19 protein-coding genes are annotated in these 22,856 nt (G+C 42.3%); 18 read left to right on the top strand and 1 reads right to left on the bottom strand.

All coding sequences use genetic code 11. The annotated features are described in order from the left end of the window. Window positions 1-12 precede the first annotated feature (12 nt). The 11 genes from H8S51_RS14105 to glmS all read left to right on the top strand — a co-directional run bounded on the left by H8S51_RS14105 (window position 13) and on the right by glmS (window position 13,500). Window positions 13-417: a C-GCAxxG-C-C family protein gene (locus tag H8S51_RS14105; RefSeq protein ID WP_117922016.1), complete on the top strand. Its 405-nt coding sequence runs from the start codon at window positions 13-15 to the stop codon at window positions 415-417. Window positions 418-742: 325 nt separating this feature from the next. Then, complete coding sequence (locus H8S51_RS14100) at window positions 743-1,897, top strand: galactose ABC transporter substrate-binding protein (RefSeq protein ID WP_117922017.1); 1,155 nt, start codon at window positions 743-745, stop codon at window positions 1,895-1,897. 224 nt (window positions 1,898-2,121) lie between these two features. After that, window positions 2,122-3,630, top strand: a complete 1,509-nt coding sequence (locus H8S51_RS14095; protein WP_241070730.1) for a sugar ABC transporter ATP-binding protein — start codon at window positions 2,122-2,124, stop codon at window positions 3,628-3,630. 20 nt (window positions 3,631-3,650) lie between these two features. Continuing rightward, on the top strand, window positions 3,651-4,640 hold the full coding sequence (locus tag H8S51_RS14090) for a galactose/methyl galactoside ABC transporter permease MglC (RefSeq protein ID WP_117922019.1): 990 nt from the start codon (window positions 3,651-3,653) through the stop codon (window positions 4,638-4,640). A 103-nt stretch (window positions 4,641-4,743) separates the two neighbouring features. Next, on the top strand, window positions 4,744-5,055 hold the full coding sequence (locus tag H8S51_RS14085; protein WP_117922020.1) for a hypothetical protein: 312 nt from the start codon (window positions 4,744-4,746) through the stop codon (window positions 5,053-5,055). Window positions 5,056-5,070: 15 nt separating this feature from the next. Then, the gene (locus H8S51_RS14080; protein ID WP_186899640.1) at window positions 5,071-6,672 is read left to right on the top strand and encodes a response regulator; all 1,602 of its coding nucleotides are present in this window, start codon (window positions 5,071-5,073) and stop codon (window positions 6,670-6,672) included. Further along, window positions 6,669-8,510, top strand: a complete 1,842-nt coding sequence (locus H8S51_RS14075) for a sensor histidine kinase (RefSeq protein WP_118210490.1) — start codon at window positions 6,669-6,671, stop codon at window positions 8,508-8,510. The genes H8S51_RS14080 and H8S51_RS14075 overlap by 4 nt, the downstream gene beginning before the upstream one ends. Continuing rightward, window positions 8,507-9,487 carry a substrate-binding domain-containing protein gene (locus H8S51_RS14070; protein ID WP_117922023.1) on the top strand — a complete coding sequence of 327 codons (981 nt, stop codon included), beginning with the start codon at window positions 8,507-8,509 and terminating at the stop codon, window positions 9,485-9,487. Before H8S51_RS14075 ends, H8S51_RS14070 begins: the two co-directional genes overlap by 4 nt. Window positions 9,488-9,555: 68 nt before the next feature. Next, window positions 9,556-10,611 carry a galactose ABC transporter substrate-binding protein gene (locus tag H8S51_RS14065; RefSeq protein WP_241070729.1) on the top strand — a complete coding sequence of 352 codons (1,056 nt, stop codon included), beginning with the start codon at window positions 9,556-9,558 and terminating at the stop codon, window positions 10,609-10,611. Further along, the gene (locus H8S51_RS14060; protein ID WP_118210492.1) at window positions 10,612-11,253 is read left to right on the top strand and encodes a DUF6553 family protein; all 642 of its coding nucleotides are present in this window, start codon (window positions 10,612-10,614) and stop codon (window positions 11,251-11,253) included. A 426-nt stretch (window positions 11,254-11,679) separates the two neighbouring features. Next, the gene (gene glmS, locus H8S51_RS14055; protein ID WP_118210493.1) at window positions 11,680-13,500 is read left to right on the top strand and encodes a glutamine--fructose-6-phosphate transaminase (isomerizing); all 1,821 of its coding nucleotides are present in this window, start codon (window positions 11,680-11,682) and stop codon (window positions 13,498-13,500) included. Between the two features lie 150 nt (window positions 13,501-13,650). On the opposite strand, the gene H8S51_RS14050 is transcribed toward glmS, so the two are convergent. Next, window positions 13,651-14,910 (bottom strand): peptidoglycan-binding protein, encoded by a 1,260-nt coding sequence (locus H8S51_RS14050; RefSeq protein ID WP_118210494.1) that lies wholly within the window; start codon window positions 14,908-14,910, stop codon window positions 13,651-13,653. 177 nt (window positions 14,911-15,087) lie between these two features. Here H8S51_RS14050 and H8S51_RS14045 point away from each other — a divergent pair, with 177 nt between their 5' ends. The 7 genes from H8S51_RS14045 (at window position 15,088) to ade (ending at window position 22,776) form a co-directional block, all read left to right on the top strand. Then, window positions 15,088-15,306, top strand: a complete 219-nt coding sequence (locus tag H8S51_RS14045) for a hypothetical protein (protein ID WP_117922028.1) — start codon at window positions 15,088-15,090, stop codon at window positions 15,304-15,306. An 89-nt stretch (window positions 15,307-15,395) separates the two neighbouring features. Beyond that, on the top strand, window positions 15,396-16,157 hold the full coding sequence (gene truA, locus H8S51_RS14040) for a tRNA pseudouridine(38-40) synthase TruA (RefSeq protein WP_118210495.1): 762 nt from the start codon (window positions 15,396-15,398) through the stop codon (window positions 16,155-16,157). A 16-nt stretch (window positions 16,158-16,173) separates the two neighbouring features. Next, window positions 16,174-17,931, top strand: a complete 1,758-nt coding sequence (recJ, locus tag H8S51_RS14035; RefSeq protein WP_186899641.1) for a single-stranded-DNA-specific exonuclease RecJ — start codon at window positions 16,174-16,176, stop codon at window positions 17,929-17,931. Window positions 17,932-17,944: 13 nt separating this feature from the next. Further along, a complete protein-coding gene (locus tag H8S51_RS14030) occupies window positions 17,945-18,865 on the top strand; it encodes a methyl-accepting chemotaxis protein (protein ID WP_186899642.1) in 921 nt (306 codons plus the stop codon). Window positions 18,866-18,888: 23 nt separating this feature from the next. Continuing rightward, entirely contained in the window at window positions 18,889-19,827 is a 939-nt protein-coding gene (locus H8S51_RS14025; protein ID WP_117922032.1) for an alpha/beta fold hydrolase, read from the top strand. A 42-nt stretch (window positions 19,828-19,869) separates the two neighbouring features. Beyond that, window positions 19,870-21,054 carry a DUF1002 domain-containing protein gene (locus H8S51_RS14020; RefSeq protein ID WP_186899643.1) on the top strand — a complete coding sequence of 395 codons (1,185 nt, stop codon included), beginning with the start codon at window positions 19,870-19,872 and terminating at the stop codon, window positions 21,052-21,054. 33 nt (window positions 21,055-21,087) lie between these two features. Continuing rightward, window positions 21,088-22,776, top strand: a complete 1,689-nt coding sequence (ade, locus tag H8S51_RS14015; RefSeq protein ID WP_186899644.1) for an adenine deaminase — start codon at window positions 21,088-21,090, stop codon at window positions 22,774-22,776. Window positions 22,777-22,856 lie beyond the last annotated feature (80 nt).

Here is a 22,856-nt window from a genome sequence, read left to right as displayed (position 1 = left end):
AGGACACATCAGATGACCAGAAAAGAAAAAGCGATCGAATTACATAATAAAGGATTTAATTGTGCACAGGCAGTTGCCTGTGCATTTGCTGACGAAACCGGAATACCGGAGGAAACGTTATTTGCAGCCTGTGAGGGATTTGGACTTGGCATGGGTGGCATGGCAGCAACCTGCGGAGCAGTATCCGGTGCTGTTATGCTTGCAGGATTAAAAAATAGCTGCAAAAACCTAGAGCAGCCGGCAAGCAAGGCAGATACTTACAAACTGACCAGGGAGATCACGAAGGAATTTCTTGATAAAAACGGATCACTGACCTGTGGGGAATTAAAAGGCGTTACAACTGGAAAGGTACTAAGAAGCTGTCCGGATTGTATCCGTGATGCTGTGGAGATCGCCGAGAAGATCTTAGAATTATAAAAAAATATGGAATGATACTATGTTATATCAGAAGGAAGATGCGGGAAAATCCTGCATCTTTTTTTCTTTACCTAGAATTATATTTTTACACTTTAAAGTGGCAGAATGACGTGAAAAAAATACGAAATAATTTATCGTTATGTCAAAATATACAACGAAACAAAACGAAAAATAAAGAAAATTGATAAAGTGCACAAATAAAAAAGAAGAATTTTCAAGAAAGACAGAAGAATATTGTATGTTTATCTAATCCTCCTGTTGATATAATGCACTTGTAACAAACAAAGAGTTACAAATACATTAAATCAAATGGGAGGATTTTTCTATGAAAAGAAAGGTAGTTAGTGTAATCTTAGCAACAGCAATGGTAGCATCTATGGTAGCAGGATGTGGCGGAAGCAATAATGCATCCACAAACAATGCCGGAACAACAACCGATGCAGCAGCAAGCGATGCAGCAGCAAGCGATACATCAAATGATGCAGCAGCTACAGAGGCAGCCGACGCAGGGGACGCAGCAGCCGATGCAGCAACAGACGCAGATGCAAGTCTTGCAGACAAAAAAGTTGGTGTATGTATTTACCAGTTCTCCGATAACTTCATGACACTGTTCCGTACAGAGCTTGAAAATTATCTGGTAGAAAAAGGATTTTCAAAAGACAATATCACAATCGTTGATGGTGCAAACGATCAGGCTACACAGACAGGTCAGATCGATAACTTCATCACAGAGGGTGTAGATGTTCTTATTATCAACCCGGTTAACTCTTCTTCCGCAGCAACCATCACAGATAAAGTAGTTGCAGCAGGAATCCCGCTTGTATACATCAACCGTGAGCCGGATGAAGAAGAGCAGAAGAGATGGTCAGATAACAACTGGGATGTTACATACGTTGGATGTGATGCCCGTCAGTCCGGTACTTTCCAGGGTGAAATGATCAGTGATCTTGGCCTTGATACCGTTGATTTAAATGGAAATGGAAAGATCGACTACGTTATGGTAGAAGGTGATCCGGAGAACGTTGATGCACAGTACCGTACAGAGTATTCTGTAAAAGCTCTTGAGGATGCAGGACTTGAAGTTAACTGCTTATCTGATCAGGTTGGTAACTGGCAGCAGGATCAGGCACAGCAGATCGTAGCAAATGCCCTTGGACAGTACGGTAACGATGTAGAAGTTGTATTCTGTAACAACGATGCAATGGCACTTGGTGCTTTACAGGCAATCCAGAGTGCAGGACGTACCGTAGGTACTGATATTTATCTGGTAGGTGTTGATGCATTATCAGAGGCATTAGAGGATGTTCTTGCAGGAACCATGACAGGTACCGTATTTAACGATCACTTCTCACAGTCCCACAGTGCAGCAGATGCAGCTATCAACTACATCACAGGCGCTGGCAATGATCACTACATCGGATGTGATTATGTAAAAGTAACAAAAGACAATGCACAGGATGTTCTTGACATGGTTAAATAATCTGTAAATAGAACAGGGTATAAAAGTGGTGCGGGTGCATATGGCACCCGCTGCCACTATTCATAAGAATTATGATCAGACTGCAGAAATGCAGAAATGAATGTATGAAATAAAAACAGGCAGATATATATTCTATGAAAAATGAAGTGTGCTAAATAGCACAGATATGAAATAGGAACATAATTGGCAGAGAAGTAAGCCAAATGATATAAAGGAGGAGAAACATGGCTGAGTATAAACTGGAGCTTAGGGGCGTGTGCAAATCTTTCCCCGGTGTCAAAGCACTTGACAATGTACAGTTATCACTCCGTCCGGGAACAGTCCATGCACTGATGGGGGAAAACGGTGCAGGAAAATCAACCCTGATGAAATGTTTGTTTGGTATCTATAAAATGGATGCCGGAGAAATTATTTTGGACGGAGAAAAAGTCGAGATCAATAATCCGGATGAGGCAATGAAAAAAGGAATTGCCATGGTACATCAGGAATTGCAGCCGGTACCGGCAAGAAGCGTTGCAGAAAATATGTATCTGGGAAGATTCCCGACAAAGTATGGACCATTAAAAGTCATCGATCATAAGAAAATGTATGAAGAGACTGCAAAATGGTTAAAAGAAGTAAAAATGGATTTTGATCCGAAAGCACAGCTTGGATCTTTATTCATAGGTCAGATGCAGTCTGTTGAGATTGCAAAGGCTGTTTCACAGCAGGCGAAAGTTATCATCTTTGATGAGCCGACATCTTCTCTTTCCGATAACGAAGTAGAAGCATTGTTCCGCATCATGAATGATCTAAGAGACAAAGGTGTGGCAATGGTTTACATTTCACATAAGATGGATGAGATCAAACGGATCGCTGATGATATCACGGTCATGCGGGATGGTACATATGTTGGAACCTGGCCGGCAGCAGAGATGACAACAGACCAGATCATCACAAAGGTGGTTGGACGTGAGCTGACCAATGTATATCCACCGAGAGAAAACAAACCGAGTGATGAAGTAGTTATGGAAGTAAAGAATCTTTGCTCCATTCATGCGAAATCATTCCAGAATGTAAGTTTTCAGCTCCACAAAGGCGAGATCCTTGGATTTGGCGGTCTGGTAGGTGCACAGAGAACAGAGCTTATGGAAGGAATCTTCGGTATCCGTGGTATTGCATCCGGTGAGATCTATATGCATGACAAAAAGGTAAAGATCAAACATCCGATCGATGCGATGAATGCAGGAATTGGTCTGATCACTGAGGATCGAAGAGGAAACGGTATTTTCGGATGCCTGTCCATAAAGGATAATGTAGGTGTATCTATTTATAACAAATATCTCAATGCAGGATTTGTTTTAAATCACAAAAAGATCAATGAGATCGTAACAAGCAGTATTAAAAAATTAAGCATTAAGACTCCGAGCATGAAAGAACATATTTCCAATCTGTCCGGAGGTAACCAGCAGAAAGTAATCGTTGCAAGATGGTTAGCCAACGATCCGGATGTTCTGATCATGGATGAGCCTACCCGTGGTATTGATGTAGGTGCAAAACATGAGATTTATGAGATTATGTGTGACTTAGCAAAACAGGGAAAAGCAATCATCATGATTTCTTCAGAGATGTCAGAGCTTCTTGGAATGTCAGACAGAATTTGTGTTATGTGTAACGGTAAACTGACCGGTGAGGTTGAGAAACCGGAAGATATGACACAGGCAAAAATTATGGAATACGCAACAAGATTCTGATGCGATAGGAGGAGACGAAAATGGGAAAGACAAAACAGCAGAAAGTAAAAGATTTTTTGATCAACAACGGGGTTATTATTGTAATGTTCATTCTGGTAATCTATACCGGTTTAACATCCAATAACTTCTTTACAAGCAACAACTTAATGAATATTCTTATGAATATGAGTGCACGACTTGTCATTGCACTTGGTATTGCAGGATGTGTTATCACCGCAGGATGTGACCTTTCCGCAGGACGTATGATCGGTTTTGGTGCATGTGTCTCAGGTATGTTGTTACAGCGTCTGGATTACTCCGGTAAATTCTTCCCGGATATGAAACCTATGAACGTATTTTTAGTAGCGATCATCGCAATGCTCATCTGTGCAGCATTTGGTACTGTAACCGGTATCTTTATTGCATACTTAAATGTACCACCTTTCATTGCAACCTTAGCAATGATGGAAATCGTTTATGGTATTGGACTTATCGTAACAAACGCAACACCACTTGGTGGTTACGTAGAAGCATACACAAATGTAGCAAATGGTAAATTCCTTGGTATTAACTACCTGATCTGGATCGCAATTGTTGTGGCAGCAATCACATGGTTCATTTTCAACATGACTCGTCATGGAAAATATATGTATGCGATCGGTGGTAACCCACAGGCAGCAGAAGTTGCAGGTGTTCCTGTAAAGAAAACATTGATCTTAATCTACATGAAAGCAGCAGCTATGTATGGTCTTGCAGGATTCATGCTCGGCGCAAAAGCAGGTGGTGCATCTGTTCAGACCGGATATGGTTACGAGATGGAAGCAATCGCAGCATGTACGATCGGTGGTGTATCCGTAACAGGTGGTCGTGGTAAAGTTTCATCCGCTATCATCGGTGTTGCAGTATTCGAGTTATTAAAGGTTGCACTCCAGTACTTAGGAATGAATGCGAACGCACAGTACATCGCAATCGGTGTTGTAATCTTCGTAGCAATTTCTCTGGATATCAGAAAATATATAGCAAGAAAATAAAAGATACGGTATAATTTCTATATCGGACTGTAAAATAACGGCTGGGTGTTACAGACCAGCCGTTATTTTTTCTCTATGAAAAAGAAAGGAAAACAAGGATTATATGACTACAGAACAGATTTTAGAGACAGCAGGAATCCCATTACTTTTATTTGTGATTTTGATCTATTATGGAATGCGTTTATGGTTTATGAAAGATATTTCAGCCATCCGCGGAAAAAATAAGCCGCCGGTGAAAGACGAAGAAAATTATGCAAAGGCTGCAGGAAAGCTGATGTTCTTTTTTGCAGTTGCAACGCTTGTCATGATGTTTTTATTATTCTGGAACACCTATATTGCAGTGGCAGAGATCATTATCTGCACTGTGATCCTTGGAATTTTATGGCATAATATGAATGCAAAATATGGAGACTAGCAGGAGAAAGTTACAATGAATTTATATTCGGTATTATTGGTAGATGATGAGGAAGAAGTATATTCTGTTATCATGAAAAAACTTGACTGGGAAGCGATGGGATTTCGTATTGCCGGATATGCAAGAAATGGTGTGGAAGCATTAGAACTGGCGGAAGAAATTCAGCCGGATGTTGTAATGACAGATATAAAAATGCCTTACATGGACGGATTGACTTTAAGCAAAAAGTTAAAAGAGCTTTACCAGAAAATTAAAATCATTATTTTTTCCGGATTTGATGAATTTGAGTATGCAAAAGAAGCTATAAAGATCGAGGCTGAGGAGTATATTTTAAAACCAATCAATTCAAACGAACTGCGGGAAGTGTTTGAGCGGATCAAGACAAACTTAGACAGAGAACTTGATGAGAAGCGCAATATCGAAAAACTGCGTGCATATTATATGGAAAGTCTTCCGGTATTGCAGGAAAACTTTTATACATCACTGATAGAGGGACGTATCCCGGCATCTGAGATTGACAAATATTTAAAACAATACCAGATACCGTGGAGCGGTCCATATTATGTAGCGACGATCTTACATATCAGCACACAAGATCCACAGCTTGAACTCGATCCGTTTTTGCTTGGAATGTCAGTAAAACAGCTTGCGGAAGAACAGTTTGTGGACAAGTGGAGATCTAATACATTCTTTTACTTGGGAGACATTCTTGTGATCACGCAGCTGAAAGATACCGCAGAGATCACAGTTTATACCAATGCAATGGATAAGTTCTGTAAACTGGCGAAGCGTGTCTGCGGAGCAAAGGTCACCGCTGGAATCGGAGCAATCTGTGATGAGATCGCAGAGCTTCCGGCTTCCTATCAGGGAGCGCGTAATGCGGTTTCCTACCGTGTGATTTATGGAAATACAAGAGCCATTAATATTGCAGAGATCGATCCACAGGGCAGTGCAGAAGAACCGTGGGAAGAACAGTTGATCGGGAATATCTTAAAAAAGATAAAGACCGGGGATGAGAGAACCTTAAAAGAAGCAGTGAAAGAGAGCGTTACACAGTTATCCGGACGGGGGGCATCACTGCAGAAATACCAGATATTTATCACGGAACTTATTGCTGAGATTTTCCGGTTTGGTACGCTCAATGGACTGAATCTGGATGAAATCTTTGGTGGCACCGGTGATATTTACCGGGAAGTTATGCAGATGGAATCACCAGAAGCACTGGAAAGCTGGCTGTTAAAGACCGGATGCCAGATGCAGGAGATGATCCAGAATGGCAGACAGGATACGACGAAATCATTTGTGACAAAAGCGGTCGAGTATGTCAGGGAACATTATGCAGATTCGAGTCTTAATGTGGAGAGTGTATGCAAAAATCTTTCTGTGAGTACAGCATATTTTTCCACGGTGTTTAAAAAAGAAACCGGAAAAACTTTTATCAATTATCTGACGGAGTACCGGATGGAACAGGCACTGGATCTGCTATTAAATCAGGATGAGAAAACATATGTTATTGCAGAAAAAGTAGGATACTCAGACCCAAATTATTTCAGCTATGCATTTAAGAAACAGTTTGGAATGTCACCTTCAAAATACAAAGCAGAAAAAAGGAAATAAATTTGTCAAACATCAGGGAAAAAATAAAAGAGATAACTGCATATATAAGACATTTGGTAAAACCGCACAGTATTCAGGTGACGATCTCTATTTCGTTTACGATCCTTTCCATCTGCAGTATGTCATTTCTTGGTGTTACGCTCTACCGGCAGTTTTCAAACAGGGCGGAGACGATGACGATCGAGAGCACAGGGCAGCTTTTAAATCAGACCGCCATCAATCTGGAGGATTATCTCAGAAATATGCGTCGTATTTCGGATACCATGTATTACAGTGTCATCAAGAATAAAGATCTTGCCAGTGACACGATGGATGAAGAAATGAATCTTTTGTACGAAGCAAATAAAGATAATCTAATCAGTATTGCCTGCTATACAGGAGATGGGCAGCTTGTGGCAGCGGTACCTGTTGCAAATGAAAAAGAGCAGGTGAATATCATAACACAGCAATGGTTTACCGATGCGGTCGGTCAGATGGAGAATCTGCATTTTTCCACGCCGCATGTGCAGAATCTGTTTGATGATCCGACCTACCGCTATTACTGGGTCGTCTCCTTAAGCCGGGCTGTAGAGCTGACAAGCAATGGAACGTCGACGCTTGGAGTCCTTTTGGTTGATATGAATTACAGCAGTATTGAACAGATCTTAAAGAAAGCAAATGTTGGAAATTCATCGGAATATGTTTACCTGATCGATGGTAAGGGTGAGATCATTTATCATCCGAGACAGAAACTGATCTATACGGATCTTTATCAGGAAAATAACATCGAAGCCGCAGGATATGAGGATGGAAGTACAGAAGAGACTTTTCTGGGTGAAAAACGTCTTGTTACAGTAAAGACAGTAAGTTATACCGGATGGAAGATCGTCAGTGTTGTACCGATGAGTTCTTTTGATATGGGTATGACCGGTACAAAATATTTTGTGATCATGTTAGTGACGGTGTGCCTGCTTGCTGTGATTCTTTTAAATCAGCTGGTGTCAGCAAGTATTGCAATGCCTTTGAAGAAGCTGAATAACTCCGTCAAGGAATGGGAGTCAGGAAACCTGAATCCGTCTATTTATATCGGCGGAACGATGGAGGTCGAACATTTAGGACGCACGCTTAAGTCTACTGTGGAACAGATAAGGCAGCTGATGCAGGATATTGTGGTTGAACAGGAAGAAAAGAGGAAAAGTGAACTCGATGCACTTCAGTCACAGATCAATCCTCATTTCCTGTATAATACATTAGATTCGATCGTATGGATGATCGAGGGAGAGCGGTATGAGGATGCAGTGTTTATGATCACACAGTTAGCGAGTCTTTTCCGCATCAGTTTAAGCAGGGGAAAGACGGTCATAAGTGTGGAAGATGAGTTAAAGCATGCCAGAAACTATATGAATATCCAGAAAGTCCGATATAAAAATATTTTTGAAGTGCGGTTTGACATAGATGAAGAGATCCTGCAGTGCTGTACGGTAAAACTGGTGGTGCAGCCGTTGCTTGAAAATGCAATCTATTATGGCGTGGAATGTATGGACGGAGACGGTGAGATCGAAGTCCGGGGATACCGGCGTAATGATGATGTCTATATTGAAGTAACGGATAATGGACTTGGAATACCGGAAAATGAGGTCGAACAGCTTCTGAGGGAAAATAATCGTGTACACAAACGTGGATCGGGTGTAGGACTTTTAAATGTGCATAACCGGATCAGACTGCGTTTTGGTGAAAAATATGGTCTTGAAATAGAGAGTGTGCCGGATGAGGGCACAACGGTAAGAATTCATCTGCCATATATTATATATACACCCGAAGAGCAGGAACGGTTAGAAGCAGGGAGAAAACAGCTATGAAGCAGGCCGGAAAAAATAATTTAATGTATTTAATGGCAGTGATTATAGTGATTATTGCATTTATTGCTTTTGCGACATATGGGATGCTTGATGACAATAAAGATGAGGAATGGTATCCGGTATCCGTGATCGTAGAAAACAGCAGCAGCGACAGGTATACTTCTTTCCGGGAGGGACTTGAACGTGGCGCAGAGGATTATCACATCCGGTTGAATGTTGTATCAACGGGGAACTTTCTCAATCTCGAAGAAGAATACCAGATCATCCACAGGGAGCTTGACAATGGGGCAAAGGGTGTGATCGTTGAAATGTGTGACAGCAGAAATTACACAGATGACGCAGCAGTGGAAATCGGTTCTGATAAGATGATCCTGGCAGAGACAGATGTGGATGCAGAGGGAATGTATGCGGCAATACTGCCTCAGTCTTATGAGATGGGGGCAGCAGTTGCAGAGGCTGTCATTGCGGATTATGGTGAAAATTTAGCGGAAGTTAATATTGGAATCCTTGCCGGAAATCAGAAACAGACTGCCGGAGTGCAGTGCCTGAAAGGTTTCATGGATAAAATCCAGACCGCCGGTGCATCCATTGCATGGAACTTGTCCGATGAAGATAACGTAAATAATACATTTGAATGGTGTCTGCAGAAAAAGAAAGTGGATATTGTGGTGTCTTTGGACAATGATACTACAGAGCAGGCGGTAGACTACCTTCAGGCACAGAAACAGATAAAATTCCAGCTTTACGGAATCGGATGTTCGGAAAAAAATGTCTATTACCTTGACAAAGGAGAAATCAGGGCGTTGATCGTTCCGAATGAATTTAATATCGGGTATTTAAGCGTGGCAGCGATCGCAGGACAACTGCGGGAGCCGTTATCTTCTGCAAAAACAGAAGAAATCGGTTTCCTTACAATTACAAAAGAAAATCTGTATGATGAGGAAAATCAAAAGATTTTATTCCCTATTGTACAGTGATATAAATGGGCAGAGATATCAGGTTGAGGGGCGAAGTGTCTGCCGCATATCAAATGGGGGAAATATCCTTGAAGAAAATAAAAAGATATAAAAAAATAACAGTTATTATTGGTGGAATTTTAGCAGGAAGCACGGTCATTTGTGGCTGTGGTGGCAGAGAAGATGCCAAAAAGAGCATTAAGATCGGGATTTCTGTTTATGATCAATATGATACATTTGTGTCAGAAATGATGAAAGATTTTAATGATTATGCAACGAAAAAGGAAGAGGAGACGGGCATCTCGATTAACATAGATACTTATAATGCCGCAGCCAGCCAGTCAACACAAAACAGTCAGGTAGAAAACATGGTTACAGAAGGATGTGATGTGATATGTGTCAACCTGGTGGACAGAACAGATCCGACAGCGATCATTGATCTTGCAGAAAAAAATGATATTCCGGTCATTTTTTTCAACCGTGAGCTGGTAGAGGAGGACTTAGAACGCTGGTCAAGACTATATTATGTCGGAGCGCAGGCGTTTGAATCCGGGATCATACAGGGAGAACTTGCGGCAGCGGCATTCCTGACAGATGATTCATTTGATAAAAATGGAGACGGAATCTTTCAATATGTCGTGTTAGAGGGGGAAGCAGGTCATCAGGATGCGATCGTCCGTACGGAGTATTCAGTCAGTACGATGATTGACAGTGGTGTGGAAGTGGAAAAATTAGGATATGCGATCGCAAACTGGAACCGTGCACAGGCGCAGACAAAGATGGCACAGCTTATGTCACAGTTCGGGGATAGCATAGAACTTGTCATTGCCAATAATGACGATATGGCGTTAGGTGCGATCGATGCACTGAAAGCATCTGATCTTACAAAGGATGAATGGCCGGCGGTTATTGGAATCGATGGAACAGATGTAGGACTTGAGGCAGTCAAAAATAAAGAGATGATCGGAACAGTCTATAATGATAAGGAAGGTCAGGCAAGTGCGATGTTAAACCTTGCTTACGGGCTTTCAACCGGAGGGGATCTGTCGGATCTTGATCTGATCGACGGAAAATATATACGTCTGCCTTATGCGAGAGTGACATATGATGATGTGGATCTGTACATGGAAGGAGATACGGAATAAATGACGACGCAGAATGAAAAAACAGATTATCTTTCGGAGTGGCCTGCGCATTATTATGAGATCGAAGACATTAATGAGCGTGAGCGGATCTTAAAACTTGCAATAGAGCAGAAGTTAGATCCTGCCGGAGATGAAAAACGTCTTCTGGTTTTAAAAAAACGTTTTGGTGAGAAGCAGGCGGAAAAACGTGCGGATCATTTTTTGCACGCATGGATGATGATCCAGGCGACGGGGGCAGGAGGTGTATCCTTTTTTCAGAAAAAAAGACAGAAAAAAGAACTCTGCGGGTATTTTTCGCAGTTGGGTATCCAGATGGAGGAAACAAAAAATGTGGAGAAGGAACCCGACAGAGAGGATGCCTGTGGATATGTACTTGAGGAAGAGTGGAAAAATTTTGCATATACTTATCTTGCTTCCTGTACCGGGAGCAGGGCATATTGTTCGACTTTGTTTGGGATCGTTCCGATAAAAGATGCTGCAGTGGCGGAAAAGATTGCGAAAGATATCGATCTTGTGACGAAAGATTACCCGGCAGCATTTGGACTGGAGGAGGCAGTGCGTCCATTCCGCAGTATTATGGTGGATTCATTCTGCCAGTATGTTCCAAATGGAGAAGCGGTCTGGAAATCGATGCACGGATGAAAATGGAGATAGTGTCGTCTTTGGATGGAAACACTAGACATTTTTTTCATATCATAGTATAGTAAAGCATGTTGAACCTTGAAAATTGAATAAAAATTGTTTTATGTTCAGATACGCGGTCTTTGCACCCGTATACCGGACACATAAATAGAACAACAGATTTTACACGGCAAGTGTGTAGACTGTTGTTTTCCCAGAAGCGCCATGTACCTGCAGAAAAATGTTTGAAATCTGATAAAAACATCTGAGATTGATAAGGGCAGGTTAACGAGGAGGAGAGTGATCGAAGATTCGGCGGATGCTCTCCCGTACATTCCCAGTGCGAGATATACCGGCAAATATGCAGGTGACTGCAAAACAAATACGGTATAAGGGAGGAAATAACAAATAACACGGATGTGTTTATAATAGAAAAGAGGAAAATTTATGTGTGGAATTATTGGTTATACAGGCAGTGAAGATGTAAAAGGCGTATTACTGGATGCGTTAGAGCTCCTTGAGTACCGTGGCTATGACAGTGCGGGAATCGCAGTGGCAGATACTGACGCAAAACAGACGAAAGTTTATAAATGTGCAGGAAGAGTGAAAGATTTAAGAACCATCTGTGAGTCGGAGAAAATTATCACAGAGTGTGGAATCGGTCACACCAGATGGGCAACACACGGAGGTGTTAATGACACCAATGCACATCCGCATCAGGTTGGAAAAGTAACTTTAGTACACAATGGTATTATTGAAAATTACAGAGAACTGATCGCGGACTATGAGTTAGAAAGTGTTTTAAAATCAGAGACAGACAGTGAAGTTGTGGCAGCACTTTTAAATAAGTTTTATACCGGTGATCCAGACGAAGCAATCAAAAAGACAGTATCCAAGTTAAAAGGAACATTTGCTCTGGTTATCTTATTTGAAGATCATCAGGGTGAGATTTATTCTACTAGAAATGTCAGTCCGATCGTTGCAACATTCTGTAAAGAGGGAGCTATGCTTGCTTCTGATCTGACAGCACTCTGCCGTTTTACAAACCGTTATTTTGTAGTTCCAGAGTATCATATTTTAAAACTTACAAAGGATGCGGTCAGTCTGAAAGATTTTAATGGAAATCCGGTTGAGCCGGACTATCTTGAAGTCGACTGGGAACTTAACAATGCCGGAAAGAACGGCTATCCGTTTTATATGGAAAAAGAGATCATGGAACAGCCGGATGCGATCGAGCGTACGATCGCAAACCGTATTACAAGCGGAATGCCGGATTTTACGGCAGACGGTGTGCCGGATGAGATCTTTACACAGTGTGAGCGTGTTAATATCATTGCGTGCGGTACAGCAATGCATGCAGGTCTTGTGGCTCAGGCACTTGTAAAATCGATTCTTCATATGCACATTGATGTGGATATGGCCTCCGAGTTTATGTATTCTGATCCTGTCATCGACGAAAAATCATTGGTCATCGCAGTTTCACAGTCCGGTGAGACGATCGATACGTTAGAGGCAGTCAAATATGCAAAAAAACGTGGAGCAAAATGTTTATCCATTATTAATGTAAAAGGATCTTCCATTGCCCGTGAGAGCGACTATGTGCTCTATACAAATGCAGGACCGGAGATCGCTGTTGCAAGTACGAAAGCATATACGACACAGCTTGCTGTATTTTATCTGATCGTGGCAAAAATGGCAGTGCTTCGCGGTGTTTTTTCACAGGAAGAGACACAGAGCTTTGTACGTGAACTGCAGCGTATACCGGATGTCATGAAAAAGGTATTAGAGGGACGTCAGGATATCCATAAACTTGCCAATAAAGTATTAGAAGCAAAAGATCTGTTTATGATCGGTCGTGGACTTGATTACTCTATTTTACTGGAAGGATCCTTAAAGTTAAAAGAGGTATCTTATATTCACTCTGAGGCATATGCTTCCGGCGAGCTGAAACATGGACCGATCGCGCTTATCACGCAGGATACGCCGGTCGTTGCAGCAGTGACACAGGAAAAACTGATGTCAAAGGAATTGTCAAATATCAAAGAGGTCAGATCAAGAGGTGCGGATATCGTGCTTTTTATCAAAGAAAGTCTTGCAAAAGATATTGATCGTGCATATGATACCTTCCATCTGCCGGATATGCAGGATGAATTTATGGTAATGCCTGCATCCGTGGCATTGCAGTTACTTGCTTATTATGTTTCTTCCGACAAGGGATTTGATGTTGATAAGCCAAGAAACTTAGCGAAAGTAGTAACTGTGGAATAAGAGAAGAAAAATAAAAAGATATGTGGAAAAGTGTCCGGGAAAGGGAAAAAGACCGCGTATCTGAGCATAAAAATAAATAAATCATAATTCAATTATGTAAGTAAGACCGGGGCTGTCACACCATATGTTGCGTGACAGCCCCGGTTACATTTAAACCAGTTCTGCAATCCGTGATACTGCCACGTAAATTTCGGAAATCTTATACCACGTACGGTAGTCGATGACACCGGTGACAGGCAGACCAAAGACACGCTGAAAAGTTTCCACAGCTTCCCTTGTGGCAGGACCATAGATCCCATCTGGTGTTACAGTTGGAATAGCCGGATAAGATCTTGAAATCCGTGCGAGTTCTTCCTGAATCTGGCGTACTTTTTCACCAGTAGAACCGATCGTAAGGTCTACCCTTGGCCAGGAAGCCGGAATACCGGATACTTCTTCTGCGGTGTTGATGTACATGTTGTTACCATAATAATAGCGCAGTATCTCAATCGTTTCATAGTTCTGGTCACCTAAGAATTTGCTGCCCCACTGACTCAGCCAGTTGCTGCAGGTTACACGTTCCCCGTCACAGTACTGCGTTAAGATCGGCTGTCTGACATTTGGTCTGGACAAAAAATTCTGGAACATCTCATCAACGATATCGGAAATACTCTGGAAAATGTTCCTGCCGTAAGTGAATTTCTGGTCGTAGGCGGTAGAGGAGGTGATCGTGAAACTGTAGCCTTTGTTTCGGTACCACTCCGTATATACACGGTTTAAGGTAAAGGACATGATCGCAAGGATATTTGCGCGAAGAGTCGCATCCGGCCAGGTAGAATAAATTTCACTGGATGCCACATTTTTAATGTAATCCTTATAACGTACATAGTAATCACGGGCGGTCGTATCATTTGGAGGACCGTCATGTACTACAACATATTCCGGTACCACGACTCTGCTAAGAACGATCTCGCCAGTCTCGGAGATGGGTTTGATCTCGGATTCTGCAATTTTCGGAGGAAAATCGCCCCAGAGAGTATTGACAGGGATCACGATCGTGTCTATCGGGTTCCCCGGTGTATCCGCCTCATCCATTCGTACTTCCTGAAGCGACAACTGCTCCGAAAACAGTTCAATTCCCGACACAGTAAATGGGCGGAATCCTTCAGCATTGACCTGAATACTATACTGCGAGAATGGCTGGTTTTCGCCTGGCTCCATTGAGTATTCAAGCGGAGGCGTACGAAGCGTAATTTGTTCGGACATACCGGATGCATCTGTATTCACCTCCTCAACGACACTGTCCGGATCACCGGAATAGGAGATCGACACGCGGGCATCCGGGATGGGACGGTTACTTCCTCTTGCCGTAACATGGATTTTTAATTCACCTGCATCAATATTATTTTGTGTATAGGCAATATCTGACATGAAAAACCTCACAGATTCATTCTTTCTATTATATGATACAGCCGGCTGAAAGTGAATTGAAATTCTGGTATGATAAATAGAACAACATTGTATATGGAAAATACAGTTTTATAGTTTGTCAATTCACGGAAACGGATGTATAATAAAGTTCATTAGGAAGCAAACTTAAATGAAGTTGTGGAAGGTGCAAAAGTTTCAACAGACAAGATGATCCAGATGGCAGAGGCGCTTCAGATGGAAGCAGAGAGTGTGAGAAAGATCGATGAGAGCATTTCAGGGGTAGCGCAGATCGTAGATAATAACTCAGCTTCTTCCGAAGAAACAGCAGCAGTCAGTGAGGAACAGTCAGCACAGGTACAGACCATGGTGCAGTTGATGGAACAATTCGAAATTTAAAAATAATAAGAACTGCCACAGGAAGAATATCTGTGGCAGTATTTTTTTCGGGAGTACATCTTAAGAAAAATATAAGGTAATAAAAATATATGGCAAATTATAAAATGATCTTACAGTATGACGGAACACGCTACCGTGGGTGGCAGGTGCTGCCGTCAGAGCTTACGATACAGGGAAAACTACAGGATGTTTTAAGTAAAATGGCAGGATATCAGGTGGAAGTTACCGGTTCAGGAAGGACAGATGCGGGTGTGCATGCAAAAGGCCAGACGGCGAACTTTCATCTGAAAGAAGAATGGGACGAGGAGAAGATTTTATCATATCTGAATCAGTACCTGCCGGAAGATATTGCAGTCTGCGAGGTAAAGAGGGTGGATGAACGTTTCCACAGCAGATACCAGGCACTGGAAAAGACGTATCTTTACCGGATTCATACAGGGAAAATACCGGAGGTATTTGAACGCAGATATGTGTATGATTATAAGGAACCGCTTGATGTAAAACGGATGAGAAAGGCAGCAGAATATCTGTGTGGAACACATGATTTTAAGTCTTTCTGCGGTAACAAAAAAATGAAAAAATCAACGGTACGGACAATCTTTCAGATACAGATCAAAGAATTGCCGGGAGAAATACAGATTTATTATACCGGAAATGGATTTTTACAGAATATGGTGCGTATCTTGACAGGCACACTGATCGAGATCGGGGATGGCAGAAGAGAGCCGGAAGATATATCAGAGATTTTAGAGGCAAAGAACAGGGAAGCTGCCGGATATACGGTACCGGCATGCGGACTGACACTGATTGAAGTTGTCTATCAAGAAAAGGAGTTGTCGCAGTGCAGATAATGTGCTGTAAAATAATATGGAAAAATGGTTTGTAATTAATAAAGGTGCTGATTTTGCAGGGATCGCAAAGCGTTTTGAAATAAGTCCGGTCACAGCGAGACTGATCCGCAATCGTGAGGTTATGGGGGATGAGGCAATCGCAAGATATTTAAAAGGAGGGATCGGGGAACTGTACGATCCGCATTTACTTTTCGATTCAGACAGACTGACGGATATACTTATGCAGAAGATCCGGGAAGGAAAAAAGATCAGGATCATAGGTGACTATGATATTGACGGGGTAATGTCTACCTATATTTTGTACAAAGGGATCACGCACTGTGGAGGTAAGGCAGATTTTCAGATACCGGACCGGATGAAAGATGGTTATGGAATCAATGATCATCTGATCGGGCAGGCATATGATGCAGAGGTCGATACGATCATTACCTGTGATAATGGGATTGCTGCGATAGATGAGATCGCACATGCAAAAAGTCTTGGAATGACGGTGCTTGTCACAGATCATCATGAAATACCGTACACAGAGGAAAATGGAGAACGCCATTATAAAAGAAGCAAGGCAGATGCCATTGTAAATCCCAAGCAGAAAGAATGTAACTATCCGTACAAAAATCTCTGCGGTGCCGCAGTTGCGTGGAAAGTGATACAGATTCTCTATGAAAAATGTGGTCTTGCAGCGGAAGAAGCATATGTTTTCCTGGAAAATGTGGCATTTGCGACAGTCGGAGATGTTATGGATCTGACGGATGAAAACCGTATTCTGGTAAGGGAAGGATTAAAGCGGATTCATACGACCACAAATCCGGGAATGCGTGCATTGATCTTACAGAATAAACTAGAGCCGGAACAGATCAGTTCTTATCATTTTGGATTTGTATTAGGACCGTGCATCAATGCCAGTGGACGATTAGAAACTGCAAAAATTGCATTAAATCTCTTTTTACAGGAAGATGTGAAAAAAGCATCTGAGATCGCGGCGGAGCTGGTAGACCTGAATGCACAGAGAAAAGATATGACGGCAGAGGGGGTAGAACTTGCCGTGCAGCAGGTGGAAGAGGGCAATACAGGTAAGAAAGTCTTAGTTGTCTATCTGCCGGACGTGCATGAAAGCCTTGCAGGTATCATTGCGGGAAGAATCCGGGAGGCATACCATAAACCAACCTTTGTTCTGACAAAGAGTGAAGATGGTGTCAAAGGTTCCGGACGTTCGATCGAAGCGTATTCCATGTATGAGGAGTTGTGTAAATGCCAGGAACTATTTACGAAGTTTGGCGGACATCCGATGGCGGCGGGACTTTCCCTGCCGGAAGCAAATGTAGAGATTTTCCGGGAAAAAATAAACGCATGCTGTGGGTTGACAGAAGAAGATTTTATTCCTAAGATAAAAATAGATATTCCAATGCCCGTCGATTATCCTGATATTCCACTGGTCAATGAACTTTCATTGTTAGAGCCATTTGGGAAAGCAAATGTAAAACCACAGTTTGCAGATAAAAATCTTGGCATTGACCGTGCAGTGGTAGTCGGAAAAAATCAGAATGTATTAAAACTTACACTCAGAACGGAACGGGGAATTTCCATATCTGCTGTTTATTTCGGAGATGTGGATGGATTCCGGGAATATTATAGTAAAAAATATGGAGAAAGCGAAGTGCAGCAGGCATTTTCGGGCAGGACAAATGCGATCCGGATGTCTGTGGTATATTATCCGGAGGTAAACCGGTATCAGGGAAATGAAAGTATACAGATCGTGATAAAGAATTATCAGTAAATGGAGGACATGTATGTTTGGTGGAAAGAAAGAGAAGGCACTGCAGGATGAACTTTATACCATAAAGAAAGGTATCTCAGAATACAGTGAAGAACTAAAAGAACATTCTGTGCAGATGACGGCATCCCGCGTGCAGATGGAAGAAAATATCGATGTCCTTGGGGAAAAGATTGAATGTGTGGAAGAGCTGGCACAGGAAAGCCACAAGATGGGAAAGGAACTGTACAGTACATTTGTTGAAGTACATAATGCGGTGGAATCTTTTGAGGCAAATCATTCTATTTTTCTTGGGCAGGTTGCAGAGCAGAATGAAAAGATCAAAGAGGTATTTGAACAGCATAAGGCATTAAAAGAACCGTGTGCACAGTTAGAAGAAAATCTCTACCGCGCAGAGAAAGCGCAGGATGGACTTGGTGATGTGACGACAGAACTGGAGAATGACGCTAAAAATATGAGTGTGCTTGCGTTAAATGCGGCGATCGAAGCAGCGAGAATGGGAGAAGATGGAGAGAAGTTTCTTCATGCGGCAGAGGAGATCAAAAATGTGGCACTGCGCTATGAAACGGAATTACAGACATTAACGGAACAGATCCGTGCTGTAACTGAGGCACAGAAAGAGATCAAAGAACAGGCTGCACAGATCAATGAGATGCAGGGAAGCATTGCGTCGATGGTAATGAAACTGTACAGTGACAGTGCACAGAAGCTTTCCATATACGAAAATGGACAGACATCATTAAGGGAACATATGTCAGGCAATGCAATGCCGGCAGCGGATTTTATAAAACAGGCAGGAGAAGATTTCTTAAAACTTGGGGATGAGGCGAAAACACAGATTGCAGCATTGCGTGAAGAAATCAATGCAAAGAAATCTGCTGAGGATGAACTGGAAAAGATCTGTGATGAATACAAGGAACTTTTGGATACGAAGTAATTTGTAAAGGATGGGAAATTTATATGGCAAAAGAAGAACAGATGACATATTTATCTGCGAATGGAACGACAAAGATCCATGCAGTAAAATGGATGCCGGAGGATGGAAAGTATAAGGCAATTTTACAGATCACACACGGTATGATCGAATATATTGAAAGATATCATGAGTTTGCAGAGTATCTGACAGAACGTGGGTTTATGGTTGTAGGTCATGATCATTTAGGGCATGGTGCGTCGGTAAAAGATGAGACGGAATGGGGATATTTTGCAGAAAATCCGAGTGATACATTAGTTGCGGATATGCATAGACTCCGTATGGCAGTTCAGGGCGAAAATCCGGGTGTGCCATATTTTATGATGGGACACAGTATGGGATCTTATATGCTGCGGAAATACCTGTGTCTGCATGGTGAAAATTTAAGCGGTGCGATCATTATGGGAACCGGGTGTGTGCCGGATGGCACAACGAAGTTTGGCATGACACTGTGCAGGGTTATGGCTCGTTTCCGTGGATGGAATTATAGAAGCAGACTGATGCAGAAACTTTCCTACAGCAAACCATACCACAAATTTGACCTTTATGGAAAAGATTATACCAACAGCTGGCTGACAAAGGACACAGAGCATGTAAAAAAATATTACAGCGATCCGCGCTGTACATTTGTCTTTACTTTAAATGGTTATCTGGGTCTGATGGAAGCGGTATATTTTGACAATCAGATGGAAAATATAAAAAAAGTGCCAAAAGATCTGCCGGTTTTCATGGTTTCCGGGGCAGATGATCCGGTTGGAGATCTCGGTGAAGGGGTAAAAAAGGTTTACCATATGTTTAAAGAGGCAGGTGTGGATGACCTGACATACCGTTTGTATGAGACAGACCGCCATGAGATATTAAATGAGACAGACCGCGATCAGGTCTATGCGGATATCTGTGCATGGATGAGTGTCAGACTTGAGTAGTAGTGTGGATATTTTTCACATGCAGAAATGGAGATTTTTATTATGAGAAACAAAAAAGCAGTTAAAATGTTATGTATGATACTTGCAGCAACAATGCCAGTTTCTTCCGGTGTGGCAGTGCAGGCGTCACAGACAGAAGTTTTAGTGGCAGCGGAGCAGAGTGATACGGAAAGTCCTGCTGAAACGTCGGAGGAAAATACAGACAGCAGTAATATTGAAGGCACGATTCAATATGTAGATGATGATACAGATTCAGGTGCCAAGCAGGATGGAAACAGCACATCGGATCAGGTGCCACAGCAGGATGGAAACAGTACACCGGATCAGGCGTCACAGACAGATAATTCTCAGGATATCAGCGGAACGATCGTCCAGAACGAAGACAGCGATAATGTCACGATCAAAGCCAGTGATAAACCATACCTTGCATTAGGGGCAGATCTTAATGATTCACAGAGAGCGACGATCCTTTCCATTATGGGAATTGATGCGGCAAATCTGTCAGATTATGATGTGGTTTATGTGACAAATGCAGAGGAACATCAGTATTTAGATTCCTATATCTCATCCTCACAGATTGGAACAAGATCGTTATCTTCCGTTGTGATCGTGCAGAGAGATAAGGGGAGCGGACTTAACATTTCTACGACAAATATTAACTATTGTACGGTTGGTATGTATAAAAATGCATTGACTACGGCAGGAGTGACCGATGCAGATATCATTGTTGCAGGACCGACTCCGATCTCAGGAACGGCAGCATTAGTAGGTGTCTTAAAAGCATATCAGGAGATGACAGGAAAAGAGATCAGTGATTCGGTAGTTGATACAGCACTCAATGAACTTGTGCTTACCGGACAGTTAGAAGAGTCCTTAAAAGGTGTTTCGGATGCAGAAGTAGAAGAATTTATTGCATATATCAAGGCATTGATCGCTAAAGATGATCTGACAGATGATGAGGGAATCAATGGAGCAATCGATGAGGCCTGTGAAAAATATGGTGTGACTTTATCGGATGATGAACGTCAGCAGATCGTAGATCTGGTAAAGAAGATCAATTCACTGGGGATCGATCTGAATGGACTGGTGGATTATGCAGAATCCTTGTACAATTCGTTTAAAAATGGGGACAGTAGTTCTTCTGGTGGTATAGCAGCGGTTGTCGGTGGATTTTTTAAGTCGGTATTTTCTTCAGTAGGGGATTTCTTTAAAAAGTTGTTTTCATAATTATTATCAATATATAACGAAAAGAGGAAGCGTATGTTAGAGAGAAAAAGAAAGCTGGACTGTGCAAATGGACGCCAAAAAGCTGATCTCGTATTAAAAAACGGAAATGTGCTGAATGTTTTTACGGAGGAAGTGTTAAAGGCGGATGTTGCAATCTGTGGTGACACAATCGTAGGTGTTGGTGAATACGAGGGAGAAAAAGAAATCGACTGCACTGGCAGATATCTGGTGCCGGGATTTATTGATGCACATATGCATATTGAATCCTGTATGGCAGCGCCGGGAGAACTTGCAAAGGTTCTTGCAAAGGCAGGCACAACAACGATCATTGCTGATCCGCATGAAATTGTGAATGTCAGCGGAACAAAGGGAATGGATTATTTCCTGAAATGTGCCGCAAAACTTCTGGTAAATGTATTTTTCATGGTACCTTCCGCAGTTCCAGCAACGGATGTGGAGACCAACGGCTGCGGTGAATTCCTTGCCTCTGATATGATGAAATATGTGGATAACGCAAGGGTGCTCGGACTTGGCGAGACAATGCGCTTTTTGGAGTGCTGTGAAGGCGAAAAGAGAATGGCAGATAAGCTGGAGCTTTTTGCCAAGAAACATATTGATGGACATGCGCCTGGAATCCATGGAAAAGAAGTTCAGGCATACCGTCTTGCCGGCGTGGAAAATGATCATGAATGTTCGACTGCTGAGGAAGTACTTGATAAACTTCGTGCCGGACTGCATATCTATGTGCGCGAGGGAAGTGGAGCAAAGAATTTAGAGACACTGATCAAAACAATGCTGGATGCTGGGGTATGTTTAGACCGTTGTGCATTCTGTACGGATGACAAACATGTTGAGGAAATCCGCAAAGAAGGACACATCAGTACCTGCATCCGTAAAGCAATCGCACTTGGAGTGCCAGTCGCAAAGGCATATAAGATGGGAAGTTACCAGGCAGCAGAGTTTTATGGATTGAAAAACTATGGTGCGATCGGTGCCGGTTATCGTGCAGATATCGTATTTTTAGATGATTTAGAGCAGGTCAGACCGCTTGATGTCATGAAAGACGGGCGTATTTTAACAGAGGAAGATTATGCAAAAGATTATTCCGTGCCTGTTCCGGATGAGCTGCTTCATACGGTTCATGTGGGAGAAGTCACCAAAGACAAGATCAGACTTTCCTGTGATGGAAAAACAGATGTGATACAGATGAACCCGCATCAGATTGTGACGACACATCTTATAGAGGAAGTTCCAACGGAAAACGGTTATTTCAAACCGGATGGAGTTTACAATAAGATCTGTGTAGTGGAACGTCACGGTAAGACCGGTGAGATCGGTGTTGCTCCACTCAAAGGATTTGGCGTCAAGGGCGGTGCAGTGGCAACATCCGTTGCACACGATTCCCACAATCTGATCGTTGCAGGTGATAATGATGATGATATCCTTGCAGCCATCAAAGGTGTGGAAGAAAATCAGGGCGGCTATGTCATTGCCTCCGGCGGAAAAGTAGTAGATGTGCTTCCGCTTCCAATCTGTGGTCTGATGAGTGAGAAGTCCTGTGATGAGATTACCGAAAAAGTGGCAGATATGTTAGAGGAAGCGAAGAAACTTGGCATTTCCGAGGAGATCGATCCGTTTATTACGCTTTCTTTTATGGCACTTACGGTGATCCCGGAAATCCGTGTGACAGAGCGCGGTGTATATCTGTTTGGTGCAAAATAATGGTTTCAGTATACCATTTTGCGTAAGAGTTAAATTAAGTTCTATCAATAAAAATGAGCGAAGAGATTGTTTCTTTCTTC

The sequence above is a fragment of the Roseburia rectibacter genome (assembly GCF_014287515.2).
Taxonomy (GTDB): domain Bacteria; phylum Bacillota; class Clostridia; order Lachnospirales; family Lachnospiraceae; genus Roseburia; species Roseburia rectibacter.
Note: the sequence above shows the minus strand (reverse complement) of the source record. Positions and strands in the feature narration are given on the sequence as shown.

What these genes read in the sequence shown, in the direction of transcription:
- H8S51_RS14105 (WP_117922016.1), top strand. Translation starts at nt 13, where the DNA reads ATGACCAGAAAAGAAAAAGCGATCGAATTACATAATAAAGGATTTAAT.
- H8S51_RS14100 (WP_117922017.1), top strand. Translation starts at nt 743, where the DNA reads ATGAAAAGAAAGGTAGTTAGTGTAATCTTAGCAACAGCAATGGTAGCA.
- H8S51_RS14095 (WP_241070730.1), top strand. Translation starts at nt 2,122, where the DNA reads ATGGCTGAGTATAAACTGGAGCTTAGGGGCGTGTGCAAATCTTTCCCC.
- H8S51_RS14090 (WP_117922019.1), top strand. Translation starts at nt 3,651, where the DNA reads ATGGGAAAGACAAAACAGCAGAAAGTAAAAGATTTTTTGATCAACAAC.
- H8S51_RS14085 (WP_117922020.1), top strand. Translation starts at nt 4,744, where the DNA reads ATGACTACAGAACAGATTTTAGAGACAGCAGGAATCCCATTACTTTTA.
- H8S51_RS14080 (WP_186899640.1), top strand. Translation starts at nt 5,071, where the DNA reads ATGAATTTATATTCGGTATTATTGGTAGATGATGAGGAAGAAGTATAT.
- H8S51_RS14070 (WP_117922023.1), top strand. Translation starts at nt 8,507, where the DNA reads ATGAAGCAGGCCGGAAAAAATAATTTAATGTATTTAATGGCAGTGATT.
- H8S51_RS14060 (WP_118210492.1), top strand. Translation starts at nt 10,612, where the DNA reads ATGACGACGCAGAATGAAAAAACAGATTATCTTTCGGAGTGGCCTGCG.
- glmS (WP_118210493.1), top strand. Translation starts at nt 11,680, where the DNA reads ATGTGTGGAATTATTGGTTATACAGGCAGTGAAGATGTAAAAGGCGTA.
- H8S51_RS14050 (WP_118210494.1), bottom strand. Translation starts at nt 14,910, where the DNA reads ATGTCAGATATTGCCTATACACAAAATAATATTGATGCAGGTGAATTA.
- truA (WP_118210495.1), top strand. Translation starts at nt 15,396, where the DNA reads ATGGCAAATTATAAAATGATCTTACAGTATGACGGAACACGCTACCGT.
- recJ (WP_186899641.1), top strand. Translation starts at nt 16,174, where the DNA reads ATGGAAAAATGGTTTGTAATTAATAAAGGTGCTGATTTTGCAGGGATC.
- H8S51_RS14030 (WP_186899642.1), top strand. Translation starts at nt 17,945, where the DNA reads ATGTTTGGTGGAAAGAAAGAGAAGGCACTGCAGGATGAACTTTATACC.
- H8S51_RS14025 (WP_117922032.1), top strand. Translation starts at nt 18,889, where the DNA reads ATGGCAAAAGAAGAACAGATGACATATTTATCTGCGAATGGAACGACA.
- H8S51_RS14020 (WP_186899643.1), top strand. Translation starts at nt 19,870, where the DNA reads ATGAGAAACAAAAAAGCAGTTAAAATGTTATGTATGATACTTGCAGCA.
- ade (WP_186899644.1), top strand. Translation starts at nt 21,088, where the DNA reads ATGTTAGAGAGAAAAAGAAAGCTGGACTGTGCAAATGGACGCCAAAAA.